The sequence below is a fragment of the Cupriavidus sp. C1SS-2L genome (genome assembly GCF_057073735.1).
This window is the reverse complement of the sequence record NZ_CP172709.1, coordinates 211786-236121: the sequence shown is the minus strand read 5'-3', so window position 1 is coordinate 236121 and position 24336 is coordinate 211786. Positions and strand designations below refer to the sequence as shown.

Annotated in this window: 22 protein-coding genes; 7 read left to right on the top strand and 15 right to left on the bottom strand. The window is 64.9% G+C overall.

The genetic code is table 11. The features are described 5' to 3' along the window. The first annotated feature begins 17 nt into the window (after nt 1-17). The gene (locus ACIGJG_RS18820; RefSeq protein WP_011299765.1) at nt 18-632 is read left to right on the top strand and encodes an HD domain-containing protein; all 615 of its coding nucleotides are present in this window, start codon (nt 18-20) and stop codon (nt 630-632) included. A gap of 27 nt (nt 633-659) precedes the next feature. Here the strand turns inward: ACIGJG_RS18820 and ACIGJG_RS18815 are convergent, their stop codons facing one another. Further along, complete coding sequence (locus ACIGJG_RS18815; protein WP_140949642.1) at nt 660-1709, bottom strand: patatin-like phospholipase family protein; 1050 nt, start codon at nt 1707-1709, stop codon at nt 660-662. A 299-nt stretch (nt 1710-2008) separates the two neighbouring features. Here ACIGJG_RS18815 and ACIGJG_RS18810 point away from each other — a divergent pair, with 299 nt between their 5' ends. Continuing rightward, nucleotides 2009-3436, top strand: coding sequence for an NAD-dependent succinate-semialdehyde dehydrogenase (locus tag ACIGJG_RS18810; RefSeq protein ID WP_011299763.1), 1428 nt, complete (start codon nt 2009-2011; stop codon nt 3434-3436). Nucleotides 3437-3451: 15 nt separating this feature from the next. On the opposite strand, the gene ACIGJG_RS18805 is transcribed toward ACIGJG_RS18810, so the two are convergent. The 7 genes from ACIGJG_RS18805 to ACIGJG_RS18775 form a co-directional block, all read right to left on the bottom strand. Further along, nucleotides 3452-4675: a DUF2252 domain-containing protein gene (locus ACIGJG_RS18805; RefSeq protein WP_011299762.1), complete on the bottom strand. Its 1224-nt coding sequence runs from the start codon at nt 4673-4675 to the stop codon at nt 3452-3454. A 9-nt stretch (nt 4676-4684) separates the two neighbouring features. Further along, nucleotides 4685-5050, bottom strand: a complete 366-nt coding sequence (locus ACIGJG_RS18800; protein WP_011299761.1) for a cytochrome C oxidase subunit IV family protein — start codon at nt 5048-5050, stop codon at nt 4685-4687. Between the two features lie 8 nt (nt 5051-5058). Further along, nucleotides 5059-5754, bottom strand: coding sequence for a heme-copper oxidase subunit III family protein (locus ACIGJG_RS18795; RefSeq protein WP_011299760.1), 696 nt, complete (start codon nt 5752-5754; stop codon nt 5059-5061). A gap of 24 nt (nt 5755-5778) precedes the next feature. Continuing rightward, nucleotides 5779-6426, bottom strand: a complete 648-nt coding sequence (locus tag ACIGJG_RS18790) for a cytochrome c oxidase subunit 3 family protein (RefSeq protein WP_011299759.1) — start codon at nt 6424-6426, stop codon at nt 5779-5781. Then, on the bottom strand, nt 6423-8180 hold the full coding sequence (gene ctaD / locus ACIGJG_RS18785; protein WP_011299758.1) for a cytochrome c oxidase subunit I: 1758 nt from the start codon (nt 8178-8180) through the stop codon (nt 6423-6425). The genes ACIGJG_RS18790 and ctaD overlap by 4 nt, the downstream gene beginning before the upstream one ends. Nucleotides 8181-8190: 10 nt before the next feature. Then, a complete protein-coding gene (locus tag ACIGJG_RS18780; protein WP_011299757.1) occupies nt 8191-9525 on the bottom strand; it encodes a cytochrome c oxidase subunit II in 1335 nt (444 codons plus the stop codon). A 305-nt stretch (nt 9526-9830) separates the two neighbouring features. Continuing rightward, nucleotides 9831-10334, bottom strand: a complete 504-nt coding sequence (locus ACIGJG_RS18775) for a hypothetical protein (RefSeq protein ID WP_011299756.1) — start codon at nt 10332-10334, stop codon at nt 9831-9833. A 271-nt stretch (nt 10335-10605) separates the two neighbouring features. Here ACIGJG_RS18775 and ACIGJG_RS18770 point away from each other — a divergent pair, with 271 nt between their 5' ends. Both ACIGJG_RS18770 and ACIGJG_RS18765 read left to right on the top strand, forming a co-directional pair. Beyond that, complete coding sequence (locus ACIGJG_RS18770) at nt 10606-10788, top strand: hypothetical protein (protein WP_011299755.1); 183 nt, start codon at nt 10606-10608, stop codon at nt 10786-10788. 45 nt (nt 10789-10833) lie between these two features. Further along, a complete protein-coding gene (locus tag ACIGJG_RS18765; protein ID WP_166487066.1) occupies nt 10834-10992 on the top strand; it encodes a hypothetical protein in 159 nt (52 codons plus the stop codon). 43 nt (nt 10993-11035) lie between these two features. On the opposite strand, the gene ACIGJG_RS18760 is transcribed toward ACIGJG_RS18765, so the two are convergent. Continuing rightward, nucleotides 11036-11233 (bottom strand): rubredoxin, encoded by a 198-nt coding sequence (locus ACIGJG_RS18760; protein WP_084791939.1) that lies wholly within the window; start codon nt 11231-11233, stop codon nt 11036-11038. Between the two features lie 147 nt (nt 11234-11380). After that, on the bottom strand, nt 11381-15295 hold the full coding sequence (locus ACIGJG_RS18755; RefSeq protein WP_011299753.1) for a DUF748 domain-containing protein: 3915 nt from the start codon (nt 15293-15295) through the stop codon (nt 11381-11383). A 312-nt stretch (nt 15296-15607) separates the two neighbouring features. Here ACIGJG_RS18755 and ACIGJG_RS18750 point away from each other — a divergent pair, with 312 nt between their 5' ends. Beyond that, nucleotides 15608-16918 carry an MFS transporter gene (locus tag ACIGJG_RS18750; RefSeq protein ID WP_140949643.1) on the top strand — a complete coding sequence of 437 codons (1311 nt, stop codon included), beginning with the start codon at nt 15608-15610 and terminating at the stop codon, nt 16916-16918. 85 nt (nt 16919-17003) lie between these two features. Here ACIGJG_RS18750 and ACIGJG_RS18745 read toward each other — a convergent pair whose 3' ends face one another. Beyond that, entirely contained in the window at nt 17004-18092 is a 1089-nt protein-coding gene (locus ACIGJG_RS18745) for an extracellular catalytic domain type 1 short-chain-length polyhydroxyalkanoate depolymerase (protein ID WP_483673733.1), read from the bottom strand. 247 nt (nt 18093-18339) lie between these two features. Between ACIGJG_RS18745 and ACIGJG_RS18740 the strand changes: the two genes are divergently transcribed. Continuing rightward, on the top strand, nt 18340-19116 hold the full coding sequence (locus ACIGJG_RS18740) for a Crp/Fnr family transcriptional regulator (protein ID WP_140949644.1): 777 nt from the start codon (nt 18340-18342) through the stop codon (nt 19114-19116). A 51-nt stretch (nt 19117-19167) separates the two neighbouring features. On the opposite strand, the gene ACIGJG_RS18735 is transcribed toward ACIGJG_RS18740, so the two are convergent. The 4 genes from ACIGJG_RS18735 to ACIGJG_RS18720 all read right to left on the bottom strand — a co-directional run bounded on the left by ACIGJG_RS18735 (nt 19168) and on the right by ACIGJG_RS18720 (nt 22253). Next, the gene (locus tag ACIGJG_RS18735) at nt 19168-20010 is read right to left on the bottom strand and encodes a DUF2950 family protein (RefSeq protein ID WP_220630480.1); all 843 of its coding nucleotides are present in this window, start codon (nt 20008-20010) and stop codon (nt 19168-19170) included. A 2-nt stretch (nt 20011-20012) separates the two neighbouring features. Next, on the bottom strand, nt 20013-21404 hold the full coding sequence (locus tag ACIGJG_RS18730; RefSeq protein ID WP_140949646.1) for a DUF3300 domain-containing protein: 1392 nt from the start codon (nt 21402-21404) through the stop codon (nt 20013-20015). Between the two features lie 107 nt (nt 21405-21511). Beyond that, complete coding sequence (locus ACIGJG_RS18725) at nt 21512-21847, bottom strand: hypothetical protein (protein WP_483673732.1); 336 nt, start codon at nt 21845-21847, stop codon at nt 21512-21514. 118 nt (nt 21848-21965) lie between these two features. Continuing rightward, nucleotides 21966-22253 carry a transposase gene (locus ACIGJG_RS18720; protein WP_011299746.1) on the bottom strand — a complete coding sequence of 96 codons (288 nt, stop codon included), beginning with the start codon at nt 22251-22253 and terminating at the stop codon, nt 21966-21968. 910 nt (nt 22254-23163) lie between these two features. Between ACIGJG_RS18720 and ACIGJG_RS18715 the strand changes: the two genes are divergently transcribed. Beyond that, on the top strand, nt 23164-24120 hold the full coding sequence (locus tag ACIGJG_RS18715) for a LysR family transcriptional regulator (protein ID WP_011299745.1): 957 nt from the start codon (nt 23164-23166) through the stop codon (nt 24118-24120). Nucleotides 24121-24336 lie beyond the last annotated feature (216 nt).

The following is a 24336-nucleotide window of genomic DNA, read 5'->3' as shown; positions in this document are numbered from 1 at the left end:
CGCCGCGGAGAACGCGCATGAACCGGATCCAGACCCGCTTCGAATCATTGTGGTCGCGCTGCGGCGGCCGCCGCGCGCAGGATACGTACCAAGAGCTGGCACAGTATTACGAGGGACCGGGAAGGTATTACCACACCCTGTACCACGTGCGCCGCTGCCTGCGCGACCTCGACTGGGGACACACGCGGATTCCGGACGTCGACACGGTGGAGCTGGCACTCTGGTGCCATGACGTGATCTATGTACCGGGTGCATCCGACAACGAGGCGCGCAGCGCGCAATGGTTCCTGGGCCGGGCCGACGGCCAGATCGCCGAGGCGGATCGCATTGCCGCCATGATCCTGGACACCACGCACATGCGCGTACCGTCCGACCCTGCCGGCTGCTTTACGGTGGACATCGACCTGGCGACCCTGGGCAGCCACAACGCCCGCTTTCGCCGCAACGCGAAGCTGCTGCGCGCCGAACGTCCCGACCTGGACGACACCGCTTACGACAAGGCCGAGCGCAAGTACCTGAGCAGGCTGCTGACGCGCCCTCGCCTCTACCACACCGACCTGTTCCACGACCGCTACGAGGCGGCGGCGCGGCGCAATCTTGCGTTGCGGCTGGCGCAGCCCGCGCCGGGCTGAGCAGTGCAAACGCACCGAGGCAAACGCTCAGAGAAATTCTCCGCTGATGTCCACGCTGGACCGCTGCCCGACGTGCTCGTAATTGTGCTCGAGCCACGTGCCGGCATGGTCGCGCCCCTTGTCGCGCAGCGAGCACAGGAACTTCCAGTCCGCGTTGTACTTGCTCGAAACGCTGAGCGCGGCCATGGTCTCGTCATTGCGGACCGAATGGATGCGCATCTCCTTCATCTCGGCCCGGTCGACCTTGCCCTGCTGGATCAGCGACGTCACGAAGGCAATGGCGCGCATCTCGCGCATCAGCGACGAATTGAAGCTGACCTCGTTGACGCGGTTGAGGATATCAGCGGCGCTGCGCGGCACGCCCGGACGCACGATCGGATTGATATGGACGATCACGACATCGTGCGTCTTGCACTGGTAGATCAGCGGAAAAATGGCCGGATTGCCGACGTAGCCGCCGTCCCAGTAGTGCTGGCCATCCACGGTCACGGACTGGAACAGCGTGGGCAGGCAGGTGGACGCCAGCACGGCCTCGATGGACAGTTCCGGGCCGGTGAAGAGGCGTATCTTCCCCGTCTCCACATTGGTCGCGCACAGGAACAGATGGCACGGGCACTGGCGGCGCAATGCTTCGAAATCCACTTGGCTGGCCAGTACGTCCCGCAGCGGGTTCATGTTGTGCGGGTTGAACTGGTATGGCGACATGATGCGCAGCACCATGTCCGCCATCGCATACAGCGGCGAACTGTCCAGGCCGAAGCTATGGCCGCCCTTCATCCACGACGGCACCCAGCGAAACGGACTGTAGCGTTCGGCCGAACTCGCGATGGCCTCCCAGAAGTCATGTAGCGCCTGGCGGCCGCCGTCTGGCCCCCCTTTTAGCATGCCGTAGGCGAGCACGGCGGCATTCATGGCGCCGGCACTTGTGGCGCTGATGCCTTCGATCTCGAGCCTGCCATCCTCCAGGAGCCGGTCAATCACGCCCCAGGTGAACGCACCGTGCATGCCACCGCCCTGCAGAGCCAGTGCGATCGGTTTCCGTTCGCCGCCGGCACGACTGCCCGTGTTTCCATCCATGGCGTGGCTCCTGGTATGCGGCCGGGGCACGGAGGTACCCTGCTGCCCTGCCTCGCCCCGGGGTTCCGGCAATGCGCCGGAGGACGTGGCTCCGACGCGACCCGTTTTCGTAGAGTGTAGTGAAGATGTGGCCCTGTCGCCGTATGTTTGCGGGCGCTCCTGCACCCTTGCGGCTTGTGCCACCCCCGTGCCGACATCGGTGGTCAGCACGTTCCGCGCCGACGCGTTAAGCTAGCGGACTTGGCCGCGCGTACCGACGCGCGGCCGGAACGTCAGACACGACTACCAGGAGAACACGCATGTACCAGGATCTTGCCCTCTATATCGACGGGGAATTCATCAAGGGCGGCGACCGGAAAGAGCAGGACGTGCTCAACCCCGCCACCCAGGAAGTCCTGGGCAAGCTGCCGCACGCCAGCCGCGCCGACCTGGACCGTGCGCTGGCCGCCGCTCAGCGTGCCTTTGAAAGCTGGAAGAAAACCTCGCCGCTGGAGCGCTCGAAGATCCTGCGCCGCGTCGGCGAACTGGCGCGCGAGCGCGCCAAGGACATCGGCCGCAATATCACGCTCGACCAGGGCAAGCCGCTGGCCGAAGCGGTCGGCGAAGTGCTGGTCTGCGCCGAGCATGCCGACTGGCACGCCGAGGAATGCCGCCGCATCTACGGCCGCGTGATTCCGCCGCGCCAGCCCAATGTGCGCCAGATCGTCGTGCGCGAGCCGATCGGCGTGTGCGCGGCCTTTACGCCGTGGAACTTCCCGTTCAACCAGGCCATCCGCAAGATCGTGTCGGCTGTGGGCGCGGGCTGTACGCTGATCCTCAAGGGACCGGAAGACTCACCGAGCGCCGTGGTCGCGCTGGCGCAGCTGTTCCATGATGCCGGCCTGCCTCCGGGCGTGCTGAACATCGTCTGGGGCGTGCCGAGCGAGGTCTCGACCTACCTGATCGAATCGCCAATCGTGCGAAAGATCTCGTTCACGGGTTCGGTGCCGGTGGGCAAGCAGCTGGCCGCACTGGCCGGCGCGCACATGAAGCGCGTGACGATGGAGCTGGGCGGCCACTCGCCGGTGCTGGTGTTCGATGATGCCGATATCGAACCCGCCGCCGAAATGCTGGCGCGCTTCAAGCTGCGCAACGCGGGCCAGGTGTGCGTGTCCCCGACCCGCTTCTACGTGCAGGAAAAGGCCTATGACAAGTTCCTGGCACGCTTCACCGAGGTGATCGGCTCGATCAAGGTCGGCAACGGGCTGGAAGACGGCACGCAGATGGGCCCGCTCGCGCATGAGCGCCGGGTGTTCTCGATGGAGCAATTCCTGGACGACGCAAACCAGCGCGGCGGCAAGGTCGTGGCCGGTGGTTCGCGCATTGGCGACAAAGGCTACTTCTTCGCTCCGACCGTGGTGACCGACCTGCCGGATGACGCAAAGCTGATGGTCGACGAGCCGTTCGGCCCGGTCGCGCCAGTCACGCGATTCAAGGACACGGCCGAGGTGCTGCGCCGCGCCAACAGCCTGCCGTTCGGTCTGGCTTCGTACGTCTTCACCAATTCGCTGAAGACGGCTACCGAGGTGTCCAACGGCCTGGAAGCCGGCATGGTCAACATCAACCATTTCGGCATGGCGCTGGCCGAAACGCCGTTCGGCGGCATCAAGGACTCGGGCATTGGCAGCGAAGGCGGCCAGGAGACGTTCGACGGCTACCTGGTCACCAAGTTCATCACTCAGGTCTGACGCCCCGCCCGCGACCTACTGCGCGCCGCCCGCCGACTCCGGGGCGGCGCCGCTGATGGCCTTGCGATAGTCCTCCGCATAGGCCTTCCATTGGGCCAGCGACACCGCATGGCCATGCCGCGCCAGTCGCAGCACCGACTTGCGCCAGCGGGCTCCCGCGGCAAATTCCTGAAGTTGCTCGATACGATCGGCAGCGTGGTGCCCGCACCCGCGCAGGTGTGCCCAGGCCGCGGCATGGGCCATGGTTTCCAGTACTTCGCGCAGCGCCGCAGCGCTGTCGCAGTGCGCCAGGTTGACCCGGTCCGCAGTCGGCTGCAGGCTCTTCACGAGGTACGACGCCTTCCCCATTTCCACCGGCGATAGCAATGCTGGCGATGCGGCCTGCATGATCTGCTGCACAGTCGCCACGCGTTGTGCATCACTGCTCCAGCGTGGCTGCGCGCGGTTGGGCAAGTTATCCCAAGCAGATGGCGCGGCACGCTTGATGTCGATCAGGCGCGGCATGCCGCCCGCACGTTCGTCATGCGCGAGCACTACGTAGCGCTCCAGTCCCAGGCTGCCAATGCCGGCCACGCGCCGCGCGACGTCCTCGGCGCGGAAACGGTGGCCATGTGCCTGCCCGGAATAGGCAGACAGGATTTGCAGAGCCCGCTGACGCGCCGCCTTGTCGGCTGGCAGCGCGTGCCGCCCATCGCAGACCAGCCGCTGCCGCCCCTTTCGCATCTGCGCGCGTTCCGCCACCAGTTCGCCGCGCCGTCGCCGCTTGACCCGGCGCAGTAGCGTCGCCACCATGCCGATGGCCGTGGCACGTTCGAGCCAGCGCGGCTTGCCTCGCTGCAGGACCGCCGCATACTCGGCCAGCATCGCCTCGCTGGCCCGCTGCGCATCCTCGTCAGACAAGCCGATCTGCCCGGCCGCGACCATCACGCTGGACAGCACGCGGACCACATCCACGGTCAGTGGCGCCAGCAGCGCGTCATCAAAGTCGTTGAGGTCGAAGTAGACCAGGCCGTTGTCGCCTTTGAAGCTGCCGAAGTTCTCCAGGTGCAGGTCGCCGCAAACGTAGGTGGTCGGCGCGTCCAGCAGCGCGTCCTCATTGCGCAGCGACGCGACGTACAGGTGGTTGGTGCCGCGAAAGAATGCGAACGGGTCGGCGGCGATGGCGGCGAGCTTGCGCGTGAAGCGCTCAGGGTCCCTGCCCTGGTTGAAACGCAGGATGGCTTCGGTGGCAGGATGCATGCGTGATGGTCAGTGGAAGAAGATACCGCGCGTCAGGAACGTGTAGTTTGCCTCTTCCGCCATCAGCCACACAAGGATCAGCAGGCACAGCGGCGGCACCAGGATCGCGCAGATCAGCGCCATGCGCTCCCAGGCCATATGCATGAAGACGGCGACGATTAGCCCTGCCTTCAACACCATGAGCAGCAGGATCAGCGTCCAGCGCAGGTAGCCGGTGAAACCGACATAGTCCACCATGTAGGAGAGCGTGGACAGCACGAACAACAGCAGCCAGATTTTCAGGTAGAGGCCGATTGGATGCTGCTGGCCGGTGTGCGCGGTGTCTTCGTGGCCGTGTGCGGGAGCCGGGGCGGCGGAAGTCGGAGTCGAAGCCATGGCAAGCCTCACCAGAGGTAGAACAATGCAAAGATGAACACCCAGACCAGGTCCACGAAGTGCCAGTACAGGCCCGCGATCTCGACGATCTGGTAATTGCCGGTGACTTCATACCGGCCACGCAGCACCTTGGTTGCCACGATCAGCAGGTAGATCACACCGCAGCTCACATGCAGTCCATGAAAGCCGGTGATCATGAAGAAGGTGGAACCGAACTGCGGCGCGCCCATCGGGTTGCCCCAGGGGCGCACGCCTTCCTCGACGATCAGCTTGGTCCATTCGAAGGCCTGCATGCAGACAAAGGTAGCGCCGAACAGCGCGGTCACCAGCATCAGCAGCGCGCATTGCCGCCGCTGCCGCCGGTACGCGAAGTTGACCGCCATGGCCATGGTGCCGCTGCTGGTGATCAGCACGAACGTCATGATTGCGATCAGCAGCAGCGGCACGTCGTGCCCGCCGATACGCAGGCCAAAGACCTCGCTGGGGTTGGGCCACGGCACCGTGGTCGCCATGCGCACCGTCATGTAGCCCGTGAGGAAGCAGCTGAACACGAAGGTGTCGGACAGCAGGAAGATCCACATCATCGCCTTGCCCCACGACACCTTGAAGGCGCGCTGGTCCGACGACCAGTCCGCCACCAGGCCGCGCAGGCCCGTGGCCACGGCACCTGGCGCGTCGGGCTGTGTCGAGACGTTCGATGACATGAGAATCCTCCTCGGCACCGGGAGCTACGCGGTACCGCAGATATAGCGCACGATCTCGGGCGTGAGCCAGCCCAGCGCGGCCAGCAGCACCACCCACACGGCGAGCAGGAAATGCCAGTAGCGCGCGCACAGCGTCATGCGGAGCACGGCACCTTCACCGCTGCCGCGGAATCCCGCCGCATAGGCCCAGCCCGCCAGGCCGCCAAGCACGTGCAGCCCGTGCATGGCGGTCAGCAGGTAAAAAAAGCTGCCTGCGGGGTTGCTCGCCGGACCGACATGGACCGCGTGCAGCGCCAGCCACGCCCATAACTGGGACGCAACAAAAGCTGCCGCACCGAGTCCGCCCAGACGCATCGCCTGCCGCGCCCCGGCCATGCGGCCCGCGCGTGCCAGGCGTACTGCAGCCTGCATGGCCACGCTGCCGGCGGTCAGCAGCGCGGTGGACAGCCATACTTGCCACGGCAGTGCAATGCGCTGCCAGTCCGGACTGTCCATGCGCATCGCATACGCCGTCAGGAACAGTGCGAATAAGACCGTGACCACGCCCATGAAGACCCACAGGCCAATGCTCGCGGGCGCGCCGCCTGCCTGCCCGTTGCGGGTATGTCCGCCTCCCGACGGATTGCCGCCGAAATCATCGCGGCTGACCTTGTAGACGGCTTCGGCGTTCATGCCACGGCTCCACGGCTTGCATGCGGTTCAGGCTCGGCGCCGCCCGCTTCGGGCGGCGCGTTCTGCGCGATGAAGTCCTCTTTCGCACCCGGCACGCTGTAGGCATAGGCCCAACGGTACGCCACCGGCAGGTGCGGACCCCAGTTTCCATGCGCAGGCGGCGTCTCGGGCGTCTGCCATTCGAGCGACGCCGCGCGCCACGGATTGCCATCGGCCTTGCGCCCATGCCACAGGCTCCACGCAAGGTTGAAGACGAACAGCAATTGGGCAGCTGCCACGATGAAGGCGGCAATCGAGATATACATGTTCATCACGTGCGCCGATTCGGGAATGAAGGCGTAGTTCTCGTACGCGTAATAGCGCCGCGGCATGCCTAGCACGCCGAGGTAGTGCATCGGGAAGAAGATCGCGTAGGTGCCGATGAACGTCGTCCAGAAGTGAACGCGGCCCATGGTGTCGTCGAGCATGCGGCCCGTCACCTTCGGATACCAATGGTAGATACCGCCGAACACCACCAGGATTGGCGACACGCCCATCACCATGTGGAAGTGTGCGACCACGAAATACGTGTTCGACAGCGGGATATCGACGCTCACGTTGCCGAGGAACAGCCCGGTCAATCCGCCGATGACGAAGGTGCTGATAAACGCAATCGCGAACAGCATCGGCACCGTGAAATGGATATCGCCGCGCCACAGCGTGAGCACCCAGTTGTAGACCTTGATGGCGGTCGGAATCGCAATGATCAGCGTGGTCGTCGCGAAGAAGAAACCGAAGTACGGGTTCATGCCGCTCACGAACATATGGTGCGCCCACACCACCACCGACAGCACTCCGATCGCCAGGATGGCCCACACCATGGTGCGGTAGCCGAAGATGCTCTTGCGCGCATGCACGCTGACCAGGTCCGAGACGATGCCAAACGCCGGCAGCGCGACGATATACACCTCCGGGTGCCCGAAGAACCAGAACAGGTGCTGGAACAGCAGCGGGCTGCCGCCCTTGTAGTTCAGCTGCTGGCCCATCGAGACCATTGCCGGCATGAAGAAGCTCGTGCCGAGCGTCCTGTCGAGCAGCATCATCACGGCCGAGACGAACAGCGCCGGAAATGCCAGCAGCGCCAGGATGGTCGCCATGAAGATGCCCCATACCGACAACGGCATGCGCAGCAGCGTCATGCCTTCGGTGCGGGCCTGCAGCACGGTGGTGACGTAGTTGAGGCCGCCCATCGTCGCCGCGACGATAAAGATGCCCAGCGACACCAGCATCAGGATGATGCCCCACTCGTAGCCCGGCGTGCCGGGCAGGATGGCCTGCGGCGGATACAGCGTCCAGCCCGCGCCGGTGGGCCCGCCCGGCACGAAGAAGCTCGCCAGCAGCACGATCACCGACAACAGGTAGACCCAGTAGCTGAGCATGTTCAGGAACGGGAATACCATGTCGCGCGCCCCGACCATCAGCGGGATCAGGTAGTTGCCGAAGCCGCCAAGGAACAGCGCCGTCAGGAGGTAGATCACCATGATCATGCCGTGCATGGTGACGAACTGGTAGTAGCGGTTGGCGTCGATGAAATCGAACTTGCCGGGGAACCCGAGCTGCATGCGCATCAGGTTGGACAGCGCCACGCCCACCAGCCCCACCACGATGGCCGTGATGGTGTACTGCACGGCGATCACCTTGTGGTCCTGGCTCCAGACGTAGCGGGTCCAGAAGCTCTGCGGTGCGTGGTGGTCGGCATCGTCGGCGTAAGCCATGCGTCTCTCCTCACTTCGTCGCCGCCTTGGGCGAGGCCGACGGCGGCACCACGGCGGCATTGGATGTCGTGTAGGTGCCCGATGCCGACGACGCTGCCTGCGAACTGGTCTCGGCCGCGGCGGTGGCCCCGGTGGGCGCCCCAGCCGACGCGGACTCCGGCGGCGCGGCGCCTGTGTCCGCTCCACTGCCCTGCGAACGGATATACGCCATCAGGGCGCCAATTTCATCGTCAGTCAGCGCTATCTTGGGCATGACCGGGCCGAAGCCCTTGACCAGCCGAGCCTGCGGATTGGTGATTTCCTCTTTCAGGAAGTCATCGTTGACCGGGGCGGTGCTACCGTCGGCAAACGTCTCGGTCCTGCCATACAGGCCTTTCCACGTCGGACCCACGCCGGGGTTGCCGTCAATGCTGTGGCACCCCGCGCATCCCTTGCTCTGTGCCAGCGCACGGCCCCTCTCCAGCAGCGCGGGATCCACGCCGGCAGCGGCACCAGCCGCCGGCACCGGCGCAGTTGCCGGCGGTGCGGCGGCCTTGGCGAGCGTCAGCGCAAACGTCGGCTGCTTCGCCAGCCATGCGTCGAACGCAGCCGGCTCTTCCACCACCACCATGCCGCGCATGTTGTAGTGGCCCACGCCGCAAAGCTGCGCACACAGGATTTCGAAGCGCCCGGCCTGCGTCGGCGTGAACCAGAACGACGTCACCATGCCCGGCACCATGTTCATGCGCGCGCGGAACGGCGGCACGTAGAAGTCGTGCAGCACATCGCGCGAGCGCAGCAGCACCTTGACCGGCCGGTTCAGCGGCAGGTGCACTTCGGGTCCGCTGATGACAATGTTGTCCTGGCCGCGCGGATCATCGGGGTTGAGGCCAAGCGGGTTGGTGCCGCTGATGAAGCGCGGGTCGGATGTACCGAGCTGGCCGCTCTTGCCAGGAAAGCGGAAGGCCCACTGCCATTGCTGACCGATCACTTCGAGCACCATCGCCTCCCGCGGCGGGCGCACGTAGTCCGCATAGACGAACAGGCCCGGCGCGAGCAGCGCCATCACGCCGAGCGCCGTGCCGATGGTCAGCCAGATTTCGAGCTTCCTGTTCTCGGGATGGTAGTCGGCACGATGCCCGGGCTGCGCGTCATGCCGCGGCGCATCATGGCGAAAGCGCCAGACCATATAGGCGAGGAACAGGTTGATGACGATGAAGAAGACGCCCGTGATGACCAGCGTAATGGTCAGCGTGTCGTCCATCTGCTTCCAGTTGGACGCCAGCGGGGTCGCCCACCACGGGCTCATGAAATGAAAGAGCACCGAAGCGACGACGATGACTACGAGTACGATGGCCATCGCCATATCCACCCTCCTCCTCGCGCGCGGCGAGGGATGCGGAAGTCACGCAGGGTTGAGATAAGACTAGTGCATGCCGTCAGGTCACTGCAAGGCGACATCGGGACGAGACCGACGCCAGACAGGTGCGCGGGCTTGCCGCATTGCACAAGCACTGCCGCGCCGGAAAAAACGGCGGATGGGGCGTCGTTGCCCATCCGCCGTTGTCGTCGCACGCGGCCCGTGTAGTAGCAAAGCGCGCGGCAAAACCGCCCTGTTGCAAAGCGGCGCGGTTCAGGCGGCGCGAAGCGCCCGCTCCGCACCGGCAGCGCTCAATGCGATACGTCCTTGCTTTCCAGCTTCCAGTAGCAAACCGCCGCCACCATGCCGAAGATCAGGTGCCCGACCAGCGTGTGCCAGCCACGTGCGTCGGCGAACCATGTGAAGAAGCGTGTCATGACATGGAAGTCGAACAGGTAGACCGCCAGGCCGAACACGGCGCCTGCGAGCAGGATCATGCGAATGCTCGAATCCAGCTGGAACGGCGCGATGATTACGGCGAGCACCATTCCCAGCACGGCGCCCAGCACGAAGTGGATCAGCAGTGCTGCAGCCACGGTGCCTACGCTGAACAGCGACGTCTGCAAGACGTCACGGCCCATCAGGATAGCGGCGATCATGCGTGTGGTCCCCCACGGATTCACGCCCGACACCATCGTTGACCAGAACAGCTCCACCACCAGCAGCAATGCGCCGGCCGCCAACCCGGACACCGCGGCAGCAGTCCAGTCCGGTGAGCGTCGCACGTAATGGTGCGAATGCATGTGAAGTTCCATCGCCACCTCCGCCTCTCTGTATTACGCCATAGGCCACGCGATAGGCCCGCGTATTTGCTCAGCATAGGACACGCGGGTTGCAGAATTGGACTGGGTGGGCCGAAAAAGATGCCGGAGTCCGCGCAGCGCCACACATTGCATGGCACGAGGTGACACGCACGGTACGCGATTTGCCAGGCCTGGCATGCGGGTCAATCCCGATGCATGCGGCCGTTCATCCGCCACACACTGTCTATACTGGAATCACAAGACAGAGAGACAGGAGACCGCCATGTGGCATTTCCAGGCGCACGATCTTGTATTCCTGATCCCGATGGCACTGGTAGGCGTGATCGCAATGGGCTCGATCCCGGTGACCGCCAGATACCTGCGTATCAGCTGCCGCACCATGGGCGCACTGATTGGCGCGCTCGTGGCGGTGCTGGTACTTGAGGCATTGCCGTTGCTGATCTGAGCCGCAAGGCCCGGTTGGTATTTCGAGAGAGAGGAGGGCCGCCCAATGTCGATCGGCCTGCTTGCTACCGTCATGGCAACGCTGCTGTGCATGACCGTTGCGGTCGCACTGTGGCGATGCAGCCACCCCTACCGCATGCGCTACCGTCGTTGCGCGCGACACCGGCAACGTATCGGCATCTGCCGGCAGGCAGTGCGCCACTGATTGCTGCTGCCGCGAATGACGCCACCGGCACAAGCCGATGACGTTACAGTTCGATCATCGCGAACTCAGCCTTGCCCACGTCACATTCGGGGCAACGCCAGTCATCAGGAATATCTTCCCAGCGGGTACCCGGCGCGATGCCGTCATCGGGCCAGCCCTGCTCTTCGTCGTACACCCAGCCGCAGATCACACAAACCCAGGTCTTGTAGGCGACTGCTTCTTCCAGCTGATCCTGCAACACGTTCTCCTGTAACGCCGCCCGCTGGCGGCCCGATAGTTTCACCGGGCCGAATCATACGCGGTTTTTGCGACAGGCAAACGAAAGCGGCCGCCGGCGCCCCGGTGGTGCCCGGTCGGCGCCAGCCTCTTTGCTAACAGCCCTGATGGCCTATTGCCGGACCGAGAAATCGACGCGATTCGGCGCCCCCTTGTCCTTGATGCCATCGGCATTCAGATGTGGTGCGGTCAGGAACAGCCGGTCTTCCGGCACTTTGCCGTCGCGCTCGAGCGCCTGCTTGACGACCAGCGCGCGCTGGTCGGCCAGGTGCCTGAGGTCGGTTTCCGACACCGTGGCATTCTCCATCAGCAGCCGTTCCATTTCCTCGGGCGGCAGCGACTTGGCCATGCCGATGAAGTTGCGCGGCTTCTTCACGGAGGCGCGCTTGTAGACCTCTTCAAGGTACTTCGGATATTCCTGCTTCGACACCTTCACGTCGGCGCCCTGCTCCCCAGCCTCGCTATCGCTGGCTTCGTCGCCTTCCTGCGCGCTCTTGCGCAGGTCGCGCCGCTTCTGCTCGGCCACGCGGGCGTCGAGCCATGCGCGGCGGGCACCGGCTTCGTCGGTGGCCGGGTCGATGCGGCCGCTGATTTCGAGCTTCAGCGAAGGCCGATCGTTGAGTGCCTTGGCAACCGTGGCAATCTTCTCCTTCGCAGCGGGCGCCAGTGTCGACGTGCCCGGCGCAAATTCGACGTAGCCAAGCTCTTCGCCGCTGCCACCGCCGAATGCCGATCCGATCAGCGCGAACGGCGAGGTGATCGCCTTGGCCAGCAGGTTCACGATCACGCGCACGATCACGCCGCCGATGCTGAACTCCGGATCCGACAGTGAGCCGGACACCGGCAGGTTCACGTCGATCACGCCGTGGCGGTCCTTGAGCAGCGATACGGCCAGCAGCACAGGCAGCTTGGTGGCGTCGGGGCTGTCGACCTTGTCGCCGAACGTAAGCTGGTCCAGGTACAGGTGATTGCTCGCGTCGAGCTTGCCGTGGTCGATCTTGTAGGCCACGTCCACGGTGAGTTTGCCCTTGGTGATCGGATACCCCGCGTACTTGGCCGCATACGGCGTCAGGCGCGTAAGCTCCACGCCCGATGCCTTGGCTGCGATATCGAGATAAAGCTGCTCGCCGAGCGGATTGATCTTTCCGCTGATGCTGACCGGCGCATCATCATCAAGCCGGCCATTGAGCACGAGATCGGCCGGCGTCGGATCTCCCGAGGAGACCTTCGACACCGAGCCCTTCATACCGGTCAGATTGGCGCTGTAATTCGGCTTGACGAAAAAGTCCGAGAAATTGATGTTGCCTTTATTCACCGACACGCCGCCGATCAGCACCTGCGGCTTGGGGCCCGCAGCAGCCTGCGGCGGCGGCGAAGCAGCCGGCGCGGAGGCCGCCGCCGGCGCCGAAGCCGGGTTCGCCTGCGTCAGGCTGGTGGCCGGCTGCGCCTCGCCCTTGGCCGCGCCGCCCGCCATCACGTCCTGCAGGTTCAGGCGCCCGTTCGCGTTCAGGATCACGCGCGCATAGAAATCCGACAGCGCGATGTTATTCAACGCCACGCGCATCGGACCCTTGCTGTCGTCCATGTTGAAATCGATGCCCGACACCGCGAGCGTGCGCCAGCGCAGGAAGTCGTCGCCAGTGACGCGGTCTACCGTGCGCACGTTGGCCACCTGCGCATTGCCCGTAAAGCGCGCGGCAGTCGGCTTGCCCGGGGGCGCGCTGTAGGCCACCTTGCCCTTGACGGTCAGCGTGCCGCTGCGCAGCGCGGCATTGAGGCGATCCCCCACATAGGGCTGCACGGGTGCAAGGTCGACATCGCGCAGGTCGAGCTGAAGCTGCCCGGCGGGAGCGGCGGGCAGCACATTGCCTTCGATGCCGACCACACCGCGCTTGCCCGTTTCGGCATGCAGCTTGACGGGCACAGCCGCCGTGGTAAGCGGCCATGTAATGGCGCCCGTGCTCAATCCGATATTGCGGTACTGATGAATAACGGGGCGGCCACGGTTGACTTCGGCTGGCGCATAGTCAGCGAGCCGTGCCCAACCGCCTTCGAGCCCCACCTTGCCGAGCCGCACTTTCCAGCCCCCGGCGGCAGGAGGAGGCGTGGTCCCGTTTTCCGCCGTGGTTCCCGCGGTCGCCTGCCTGCTGCGTTGGACCTTGGCCTGCTCTTTCGACTCGGTTGCCCAGATGCGGGCCATTTCCAGGAGTTGCCCGCGGTAATCGCGCGTCGCCGCTATCTGCGGGCTGGTGACCGCTAGCTGGCCTGCTTCGAACGTCTGCTTTGCCAGGTCCAGGCCAATGTCATCAAGTACGACCTTTTCCGCCTGCAGCAAGGGCAGGTTCGCCCCTTCGATGTCGGTCTCGCGCGCACGTCGGGCGCGGCTGGCGCGCTCGGTACGTTCCGCAAGCACCTTGCGCGCGGCCGGCTGGCTGGCAGGCACCGCAACCGTCGGCATGACCACCGGTTCGCGCGTGGCGACCCGGACATTGGCCAGTTCCAGCCGCGACTTTTCCAGCACGAACTGGAACACGGGCTGCGCCCACGACATCCGGTAATGGAGTTCCGCATTGATTGCGGTGTTGCCGAACTGCGCCCTCAGCTCACGCGGCCACCATGATGCAAACCCCTGCGGTTGCAGTCCTGCAGTTTCCAGCGTGCCGGCCAGCGTACTCTGGCGCATCGACAGTTCGCCCATATGCGTGAGCGTCTGGCCATTGGCGACCGTGATCGTGGCCTGCAGCTTGGTCGCCTTGTCGGCTTCGGCACTGACCAGGCCATTCACTTGGGCGTCGATCGGGCCCACAGCAAGCTTGCCAGGGCCGGAAAGCGCCAGCGCGTCTTCAAAGCCGATGTGGGCCTGCCTGAGCGTGATGCGATCGACGGCATAGCGCCAGGCGGCCTCTTTTGCCGGCGCGGACGCGGCCGGTGCAGACGCCGGGGCCGCCGGCGCAGATTTGGCGGCAGGAGCCGCCTGCGGCACGAAAGCCGTGGCGAGATTCAGCGAGCCATCCGCGCGTCGCACAGCCGCGACGTTCAGCCCATCGATGTCGACGCTGCGCAGATGCGCCTGCCGCGCGAGCGGCTCGACGCGGTCGATGTCGAACGCGAGCTTGCCGTTGCTGATGAGCGGTGCGCCGGCGAGCGTGCGCACGTCCAGTTCGCGCAGCGCCGCCGTGCCGGACACGAAGATGTCCTGTTTGTCCTTCTGCTGCCGGAAACCGAGCGTCAGGCGCGTATCGAGCAGCCCATGCTTGACGTCTGCGTCCTTGAGCTTCGGCGCAAACGGCATGAAGCGGGCCACATCGAGCCCGTCGAAGTTGACGTTCAGGTGCGTTTCGCGCGAATCGGCAAACGGCAGCACCGTGCCATCGAGCGCAAGCGGCGTCCCGTTGACATGCGCGCTGAGCGTCGGCCGCGTGACGATCTCCACGTCATGCGGCAGGTTGGACAGGAACGGCAGCGTCAGGGTCAGGTTGTCGACCCGCACGTTCGAGCCGGCGACCTTGTCCTCGTAGGCCACCGAGCTGCCGGTCACGGCGATGTTATTGACCGAAAAGCGGGCCGGCTTGGCATCGGGTGGCTTCGGCGGCTGCGCGGCCAGCTTGTCCTGGATATCGGCAAAGCTCAAGCGGCCATCGGCCTCGCGCACCACATGGACGGCCAGCCGGTCGATATGCAGCGAATCCACCACCGGCGCAAGGTGCCAGACCGAGGCCAGCGAGGTGTCGGCCTCCAGCTCGCCCAGCGTCACCGCCGGCGTCTTGCCGTCGCGCTCGTAAATGGTGAAATCGGTCAGCGTCGCTGCCAGTTCGAACGGGCGCACATGCGCTTCGCCCAGCGTCACCTTGCGGCCAAGCGCTTCCGTCGCGTTCTTCTCGATCAGCGATTTGATGAGCGGCGGACCGCCGAAATATCCTGCCAGGCCAAACATCGCCAAAGCGGCCACCACGCCGCCGGCCACGCGCAAGGCCAGCTTTCGCCGCGGCGTCGCCGTGGCGAACTGTATGGAACTCTTGATTTCCATGTCATTCCCGATGAATCTAACCCCGCCACCCGTAATGCACGATACTTTGTGCCCCGGATTTCACTTTTTTTTGACATTATGGCCATGGCTCGCAGCAAAGCAAGTGAATCGTCCTTTGTCTTATCAACGAGACAACGCGTGGGCCAAGGGCTGGATCTGATATCTTTACGCCTTTGCGAAGCGTTTCGTCGCAAGCCTGCGGCTTACCCGCCACGTAGTGCCTGCTTCTCCCGCGCTGTACCCTCCGGCCACACCCTCCACGCAATCCGTGTTGTGCGCTTCGCATGAGATGCCATTCATGCGAGTCAACTCATGTCCACCACCAGCAGTACCGCCCCGATCACGGGTGCGCCGGCCCAGCCCGCGCGATCTCTGACGGGCCAGGATTACAAGACCCTTTCCCTCGCCGCACTGGGCGGCGCCCTCGAGTTCTACGACTTCATCATCTTCGTGTTCTTCGCGACGGTGATCGGCCAGCTGTTCTTCCCGCCGTCCGTACCAGACTGGCTGCGCCAGCTCCAGACCTTCGGCATCTTTGCCGCGGGCTACCTGGCTCGCCCGCTCGGCGGCATCATCATGGCTCACTTCGGCGACCTGCTGGGCCGCAAGAAGATGTTCACGCTGTCGATCCTGCTGATGTCGGTCCCCACGCTGCTGATGGGCCTGATGCCGACCTACCAGACCATCGGCCTGCTGGCTCCCATGCTGCTACTGGTGCTGCGTATCCTGCAAGGGGCCGCCGTAGGTGGCGAAGTGCCGGGCGCCTGGGTGTTCGTCTCGGAGCACGTGCCGGAGCGCCACGTCGGCTATGCGTGCGGCACGCTGACCTGCGGCCTGACGGCCGGGATCCTGCTCGGCTCGCTCGTGGCTACCGGCATCAATTCAGTCTTTACGCCTGCCGAACTCGCGGACTGGGGTTGGCGCGTGCCGTTCCTGATCGGCGGCGTGTTCGGCATTGCGTCGATGTACCTGCGCCGCTGGCTGCACGAAACGCCGGTCTTCGCCGAATTGCAGAAGCGCAAGGCTCTGGCGGCGGAAATGCCGCTGAAGTCAGTGGTGCGCGACCATCGCGGCGCGGTCGTCGTGTCGATGCTGCTGACGTGGATGCTGTCGGCGGGCATTGTCGTGGTGATCCTGATGACCCCGACCTTCCTGCAGAAGCTGTACGGCTTTGACGCGCGCACGGCGCTGATCGCCAACAGCGTGGCAACGCTGTGCCTGACCTTCGGCTGCGTGATATCAGGAGCGCTGGCCGACCGCATCGGCGCGCGCCGCACGCTGTTCTTCGGCGGCCTGCTGCTGGCCGCCAGCGCCTACGCGCTCTACACCACCGTCCAGACCCGGCCCGACCTGCTGGTACCGCTGTATGCGCTCGCCGGCTTCCTGGTCGGCACCATCGGCGCCGTGCCGTTCGTGCTGGTCAACGCGTTCCCTGCCCAGGTGCGTTTTTCGGGCCTGTCGTTCTCGTACAACCTCTCGTATGCGATCTTCGGCGGCCTGACTCCGATGGTCGTCACGTTGATGCTCAAGAACGATCCGCTGGCGCCGGCGCACTATGTGGTCGCCATCTGCGCGCTCGGCATGGTGACGGCGTTGTTCGTCAAGGATCGCCCGCGCGGCTGATGCGCAGCGGCGAGTTGCCAGGCACTGCGGCAAGTTGCCACAACATCAAGGAGGGCTGCCTGCCCTCCTTTTTCATGGTCGCCGGCTACCGGCTGTGTTCGCGAAAGAATTCCCACATCATCGCGCTGGCATCGGGACCGGTGGCGCTGTGATAGCTGTAGTCGCCATCCCCTCCGCTCCACGCGTGTCCCAGCCCTTCGACTTCGACGAGTGTGACAAGGTCGCGGCTCCAGCGCCCGAAGCGCGCCTCGTGAAAGTGGCCGGCCGGCAAGTCGATGTCGGCCTCTTCGATACCGCGCAGCCGGTCTTCCAGGCGGTTGTAGGCCAGGAACTGCCGTGCCAGCAGGCGCCCGTTGACCGGATGCACCGCGTCGTCGTCAAGCCCGTGCACGACGATTGCCGGCAGTTCGGGACCGCCGGGCGTGGCGCCAACCGCGTCGACCAGCCACGCCGGATCGGCCTCCGACCCATGGAGCATGGCCCGGAGGCCCGCCCCCGGATTATCGGCCGCTCCCACCACCACCCCGGAGTGCAGGCCGACTGCCGCCACGCGCTCCGGATAGCGCAGCGCAACCACGGCGGCCATGGCAGCGCCCGCTGACATCCCAGCAAGGTAGACCTGGTCCTCACGCACGTCGTGGCGCCGTGCCAGCGCATCGATCAGCGCGGCAACCGCCTGTGCTTCACGGCCGCCTTCACCGGCGGCAAGGTCGAACCACTGCCAGCAGCGCTGGAGTTGGCGCCGCAGCGGCTGCTGCGGATAGGCCACGATAAATCCCTCTCGCTCGGCCAGCGCATTCATGCGTGTGCCCGCGGCGAGGTCGTCGGGAGTCTGGCGGCAGCCATGCAGCATCACCACCACGGGCAATGGGCCGCGAAAGCGGTGTTTGGCGCTGGCCGGTACGTAAAGGTGATAGGAAAGCTGCGGCACCAGTTCGCCGGGCTGCGGCGCCAGGCGCAGCCGGTGCGATTCCCAGCTGCCCGGCAATTGCGGCACAGGGTGCCGCGGAGAAAGCGGGACACCATGCGGTGTCCGGATCCGGCGCCGTGGCGCCAGCGGGCTCAACGATTCAATGCGTTCCAGCCACGATTTCACTTGTGCTTCGGTCTGGGCCTGCGCCCGGCTCATTCGCCGGAATTGCGCCTGCCAGTCCGTGGCGAGGCTCTTGGCCATGAGAACTCCTGGTCATCTGAGACGTGTCTCCCCCGGGTGCTTCATGTTGTTGCAATGCAGCATATCACAAGCCACTGCAGACTTGCCCCGCAGCGTGGCTTTTTCGCATCGCCTCAGATCTGCCGATCAGGCGGACAGAGTCGAAAACATTCAATTAGCCCAACGAAAGAATACAGATCACGGAGAGATAGCTACCGTTGTTGCGCATTTATACTAGGCTGTCGCCCCTAGGCGCTCCCACTTCTCCATGTCGGATCCCGCCTCGCCCTCTTGCTCCTTGTGCCTGTTCCGCCACGTCTGCCGTCATGCCCCGGCGGCGGGCACACGGCCCGACGCCGAGAAACCGCTGCAACCGGCGCACCTGATCGTGCCGGCAGGTGATGCTATTTTTCGCCAGGGCCGGCCCGTGACAGCGGTGTTTCCGCTTCGGCAAGGCAGCGCCAAGCAGGTCTATGAATCGCCACTGGGCTGGCGGCAGGTGACGGGCTTTTCGCTGTCCGGAGACGTCCTCGGGCTCGAACCAAATGAGGCGCCGGCGCACAGCGTGAGCGCCCTCGCCTTGCAGGACACTGAGTGTTGCGTGGTGTCGGTCGAAGCGCTGCGCGCGCACATGGCCAATGCGGGATTCCGCGATTCGGTGCAGGCAGTGATGCGCCACCAGGCGGAGCGCGAACGCATTCTGCTCGTCGCGGTGGGCTCGATGAAAGCCGCGCAGCGGCTCGCAATGCTGCTGCTGGATCTGGACGCCGAACACCGGCGCCGCGGCGGCGCCGATAGCGCGCTCACGCTGGCCATGTCGCGGACCGATATCGCCAGCCTGCTCGGCCTGACGCTGGAAACGGTATCGCGCCTGCTGTCGCGTTTCGCCTCGGTGGGTCTGATCTCGGTGCGTCAGCGTCGCCTGCGGCTGATCGACCGCGACGGCCTGGCTGCCGTCTATGCGGATCTGGACCCGATGCCGCGACCGGGGCCGGCCACAATCGGCTCGCTGGCCGGGACTGGCAACGAGCCCCGCCCGTTCTAGCCGACATCCCAGAGGGCGGCCGGCCTGCCGTCTAGCGTTGAGTTCTACCGTTCAGCGATGCGACACACGCTGCCACCCGTCCGGGGAGAAGCTCCGGATGGTCTTGGCACGCGTTGCTGTCCCGGCGCCCAGGTCACGCTCGTAGAACGTCTTATCGCTGCCGAGCAGAAACGTGTGGATGCCACTCTGGCCATACTGCGCGGGCCAGGCCACGAAGGCGTATTTGGCATTGCTGCCCTTGGGTGGCGCGATCGCCCGGTAGTGGTAGCCGTAAAACGCGGAATCGACAGGCGTCTCCGGCACCATTGCAAGCGCGTCCGGCCCAAGCGGGCTGGCATTCTCCTGGCTTGTCGACGGCCAGTACAGACCATTTGTCTTGCCGGGGCTGCTCACGAGTTGGGTCGCGTAGCGCCCGCCCCCCACCTGTTGCGCGTAGCGCTCCTGCGCATCGGCGAGTTGCAGCAGCGTCTCCATGGCCACCAGCTCATTGCGCCCCAGGCGCCGACGCAGGACTTCACGTTCTCCGGCCTGCAGATCGAAGTGCCAGCCGTTCTTCTGTTCGACCAGCGGCGCGGGAAACGTCCAGCCACTTTCACCAACGGTCAGCAGCGCACGGCGCTCGCCATCAGGCTGGATCGCGTGATGCCGGGCCCAGGCAGCCAGGAATTCGTAGACGTCATCGCTGTCCACGCCGCTCGGCGGCAGCAGCTTGTGAAAGTCGTTGCCAAGTACGTGCCGGAGCGCATCGTCGTCGCTGCGCGAGATGGCGTCGCCGAGCGCTTCCGCTGCGGCATCGGGCGTTGCATACATCTGCTGCGCCAGCACCGGTGCCCCCGCCGACAACGCAACGACGGCCACCAGCGCGCGCATCGCTGACATGGTTTTACGCATCATGATTACCTCCGGCCATGTCCGAGATGTCCGCCTCCACCACCGCCGCCGTGGACGCCCCCGCCCTGCCGTCCTCCGCCACCATGAAAGCCACCGCCCTCGCCACCAAAGCCCTGGCGTTGCGGAGTGCCACGTGCCGGCTGTGCCGCGACGCGTTGCGACTGCTGCCGAACGCGGTCGCCATTGCCGGCATCGCGCAGCGCGCTGTTGCGGTTGGCATTGCGCGCGCGGTCGCGCGCCTGGGCCTGGTCGGCACGCTGCCGATCGGCACCGGCCGGGCGCGGGTTCTGCACGCCGCCACCGTTCGCGCCGGGCCTGTTTTCGGCGCCCTGGCGGCCGCGGTCCGCGACGCCACCGCCGCCGTGTCCCGGCATCGATTGCCCGGTGCGGCTCTGGAACGATTGGGCGGCACGCTCGCGTGCCTGTTCGCGTGCATCCGCCTGTCCGCCAGCACCCGGGCGCTGCACACCACCACCGCCCGCGCCAGGGCGCGGCGTACCGAACTGACCGACTTGCGGACGGTTGGCGATACCGGCCTGCCGTTGCTGGTCGAACCGGTTGCGCACGTTTGCGTTGTTGTAGGGCACGTTGCCGCGATTGGCGGGATTGTGCTGCCAGTTGACGTTGGACCGGTTCACGTCGAGACGGTTGTTCACGTTGATGTTGTTGTAGCGGTTCACGTTGATGTTGACGTCGTGCGATCCCCAGTTGAAACCGCCCCACAGCGAATTGACTGCCGCCACACCAAGGCCAAAGCCAATGCCTGCCACCAGCGACGTTGCGAACACCGATCCCGGCGGCGGTGGATAGTAGGCCGGCGGATATGCCGGATACGGCCACGCGCCATAAACAACCGTGGGGTTGTACGCAGGCACGTAGACCACCTGAGGATTGACCGGTTCGATCTGCACCACGGTGGTCGCGCCGGTGGTCTGCGTGACCACTCTCTGCTGCTCCGTGGTCTTGAGAGATCCGGCCTGCTGAGCCTGCCGTCGCAAGCGCTGCACCGAGTCCATGACATCATTGGGTTGCGCAAGGAAGGCATCACCGAGGGACTGCACCCATTGGGGCTCGCGCCCCATCATGTCCATCACCGACGGGAATGCCACGAGCGATTGCACACTCGGGTCCCACGGCTGGTTGCTGACTGCCTTGGTGGCTGCATCGCCGGACAGGCTCGCATTGGCCTTCGACCATTGCGCGGCAGACGCAACGTCGGCCGGATAGGTCGCAGCCATCAACACCTGCGACAGCAACGCATCGGGATAGAGCGCGACCGGTGCGGTGAGCTGGTCGAGTTGCGCGTGGCTGAGCGGAGCCTGCGCCATCGGCCCGCCAAACGGCGCCAGCAGCATCAACCCCAGACACCAGGCAAAAATATGACGGAAGCGGTGCATGTTCGCTCTCCACAGGAATGCAGTCGGACACATCGCGTCCAGCCATGACCGCGACAGCGGTTTGGCAAGTCCGCCAGTTGCGTGGGCGGGCGCAGGGCGCGCCGCCGCTACCGGCTCTGTTGCGTGCATTCCTGGCGATACGCCTCCTCAAGGCGCTTGCGATCCGCTTGCCGCTCCAGCGTCGGATACGTGCGGCCGTCAGCCATGGTCACCGACGGCTTGCCCGTCGACCACTGCTCACCGACGGGCAGCGCGTTGATCTGGTCGAGCAGAGACTGGCAGCGCTGGCGCTGCGGTACCGACAAGGTGCCGTCTGGCGATTCGACCGTTGAAGTGGCACTGTCGAGCATGCGCGGCGGCGGCGGCGCGACCATCGGCGCCGGTCGCGCCACGTCCGCCGCAGCCCAGACCTGGGCGGCCAGCAACCCTGTACCCGCCAACATGCAAACCTTGCGACAAATCACAATACTCAAGCTAACACTCCGGGACTGCGCCCGGTTCGCACATGCGCAGCCCGGGACGCCTGCTGGACCGCATGGGTCCGGAATTAGTAAATGAAGGTCAGCGGTCTTTCCCGCTGCCATTGCGGCCGGTACGGTTGCGCAGCAATTCGAGTTTAAGCAGTGCATCGGCCAGCATGCTCTTGAGCCTGGCGTTCTCCTCCTGCAACTCACGAAGCTTGCGCCCGTCGCGCGCATCGCCCTGCCCGGGCTGACCATAGCGCGCGCGCCAGCCATAGAAAGACGCGTCGCTGAAGCCGTACCGCGCGCACAACTCGCGCACCGGCACGCCGCTGGCGGCCTCGGCCAGATAGGTGCGGATCTGCTCTTCCGAATACCGTCTGTTCACCGATTTTCTCCGCTACGCAACCATCCCCATGCGCGCCGGTAAGCGTGCCCGACCCTGCCCGTACGTTAGCCCACCGCCGCGCCAAAAGGCAATTCAACGTCTTTGCTGCGCGAGTTAAGCAAATTGTGCGACCCTGACAGCAAGCGGCTGTCAGGTGGACATAGCGCCAGCATCAAGCCACCACGCGCCCGCGCAGCCATAACAATGTCGTGGCGGGGTACGCGTGTGTCAGCCACCATCCTGGTATTTCCAAATTGGAATCCAATTTCACTGCAAGGCGCGACGGCGCGCTTTTCCCATTTCGCACGACATCGACAACAGCCATTTCGTCCGCCGCCTTTGCTGCGAAGCGCACAACCTTCCTTGTGTCCCGTAGAGGCTTTCAGCACGTTTCCGGCGGCTTTTGACCATGTTCCGATGTCTGGACAATCAATCTTGACAGTCGCCGCACGGCATACCCCAATGCAGTTACTTCCTAGGAACTTTCTGGATGTTGTATTAAGATTCCTCGGCATCAACTAAATTTCGTACGCCCGCAAACGGCGCTCCACGGAGCCCGTACAGACGGGCGGCCCGCCAGTTCTTCACCGGTACGGACACATCGGTGACACACAAAGAACTGCCGGCAAGCACGGGCCTGAAGGATTGATGAGTCACTGCGCCATTTGTCGACGCGAGTCGGACATTTAGGAGTTGTGCCATGCTTCTTAGCAGCCAGATCCGCCGCCAACATCGCTTGCCGGTTCCCGTTCCCACTGCCACGGTAATTTCTTTTTCTACCCGCGAACCCGATTGCTGAGCTTCGCGGCGCGCGGCGCTCGCCCTCGGGCTGCATATCGCCGTCGCATTGCCGGGCAATTGAACACAAGAAAAAACAAAAACAGAAGTCCATGGATCGGGAGAAGTCAGAATGCGTCATGTCAGCACGAAGTTGTTGCATGTTTTCGTCTTAGTCATGGAGTACCGCGACCTCAGCGCGGTAGCGGCCTGCACGCAAGGGCGTGTCCCGACGGTCGCCTACAGCCTGGCGCGGCTGCGCGAAATCACGGGCGATCCGCTCTTCGTCAAGCGCAACGGCACGCTGGAGCCGACGCCGCACGCGCTGCGTCTGGAGCAAACCGCCCGGCAGATCCTGGCGAAATGGAACCAGCTTGTGCGCCCCAATGACCTGGTCACGGAGAAGAGCCATCAGGGCCGACGCCTGTCGATCGGGTTTTCCTCGTCCATTGGCGACCCGGTAATCACTGAAATCCTGACCACACTGTGCGAGCGATTCCCGCATGACAGCTTCGTGACGCGGCCCGTCATTGCCGATGCCACGCTGGCCGAAAGCCTGGACAGTGGCGAACTGGACTGCGCTTTCGTGGTGGATGGCGGCCACAACCCGGCGAAAGTATTGCCGCACAACATCCTCGCAACGCCGCGCCGGCTCGTCAGCGCAATGCGCGCCGGCAGCGCCGACGATACGGAAAGCGACTGGATCCTGCTGCAGGAAGACTGCGAAGCCGGTAGTCCGCTGCGCAGCTTCCTTGCGCGGCAGGCGAGCACCCCGGGACACCGCGAGACCGTGGTGCCATCGTGGCACACACAAATCACGCTGCTGCATTCGGCCGGTGGCATCTGCCCTGTGCTCGATTTCAACGTGCCCCTGGTCACGCGCGATCGCAAGACGCGCCTGCTCGCGCCCCCGAGCAGCTTCCCGGAATGGGCCGCCCTGCATTTCTGGGCGCCCGAGCGGGCACGCGACAAGGGCGCGCTGCGCGACATCATGGACGTAGGCAGTGCTGTCCTACGCGACCCCCTCAAGGCGATCGACAACCGCCGCAAGGTCCGGCAGGAACCGCCTCGGCACGCTGCAGCGGCCTGAGCCGCGGCAAGCGGGCAGTTCGCCCTCTTAGCCACTTCGATCGATTGCGGTAGCGCAAGCGTTAGTCACGCATATTCCGTGGGGGACGATGCCGTTTCCGCTCTGGCCCGCCCCTTCGGCCATTTCGGAAAAATCGCGCCATCGGCGCCGTTACATTTAGCTGCACGTATTTGCGAAGTTTCCTAGTCCGCCGGGACCGCGACATCAGTATTCTGG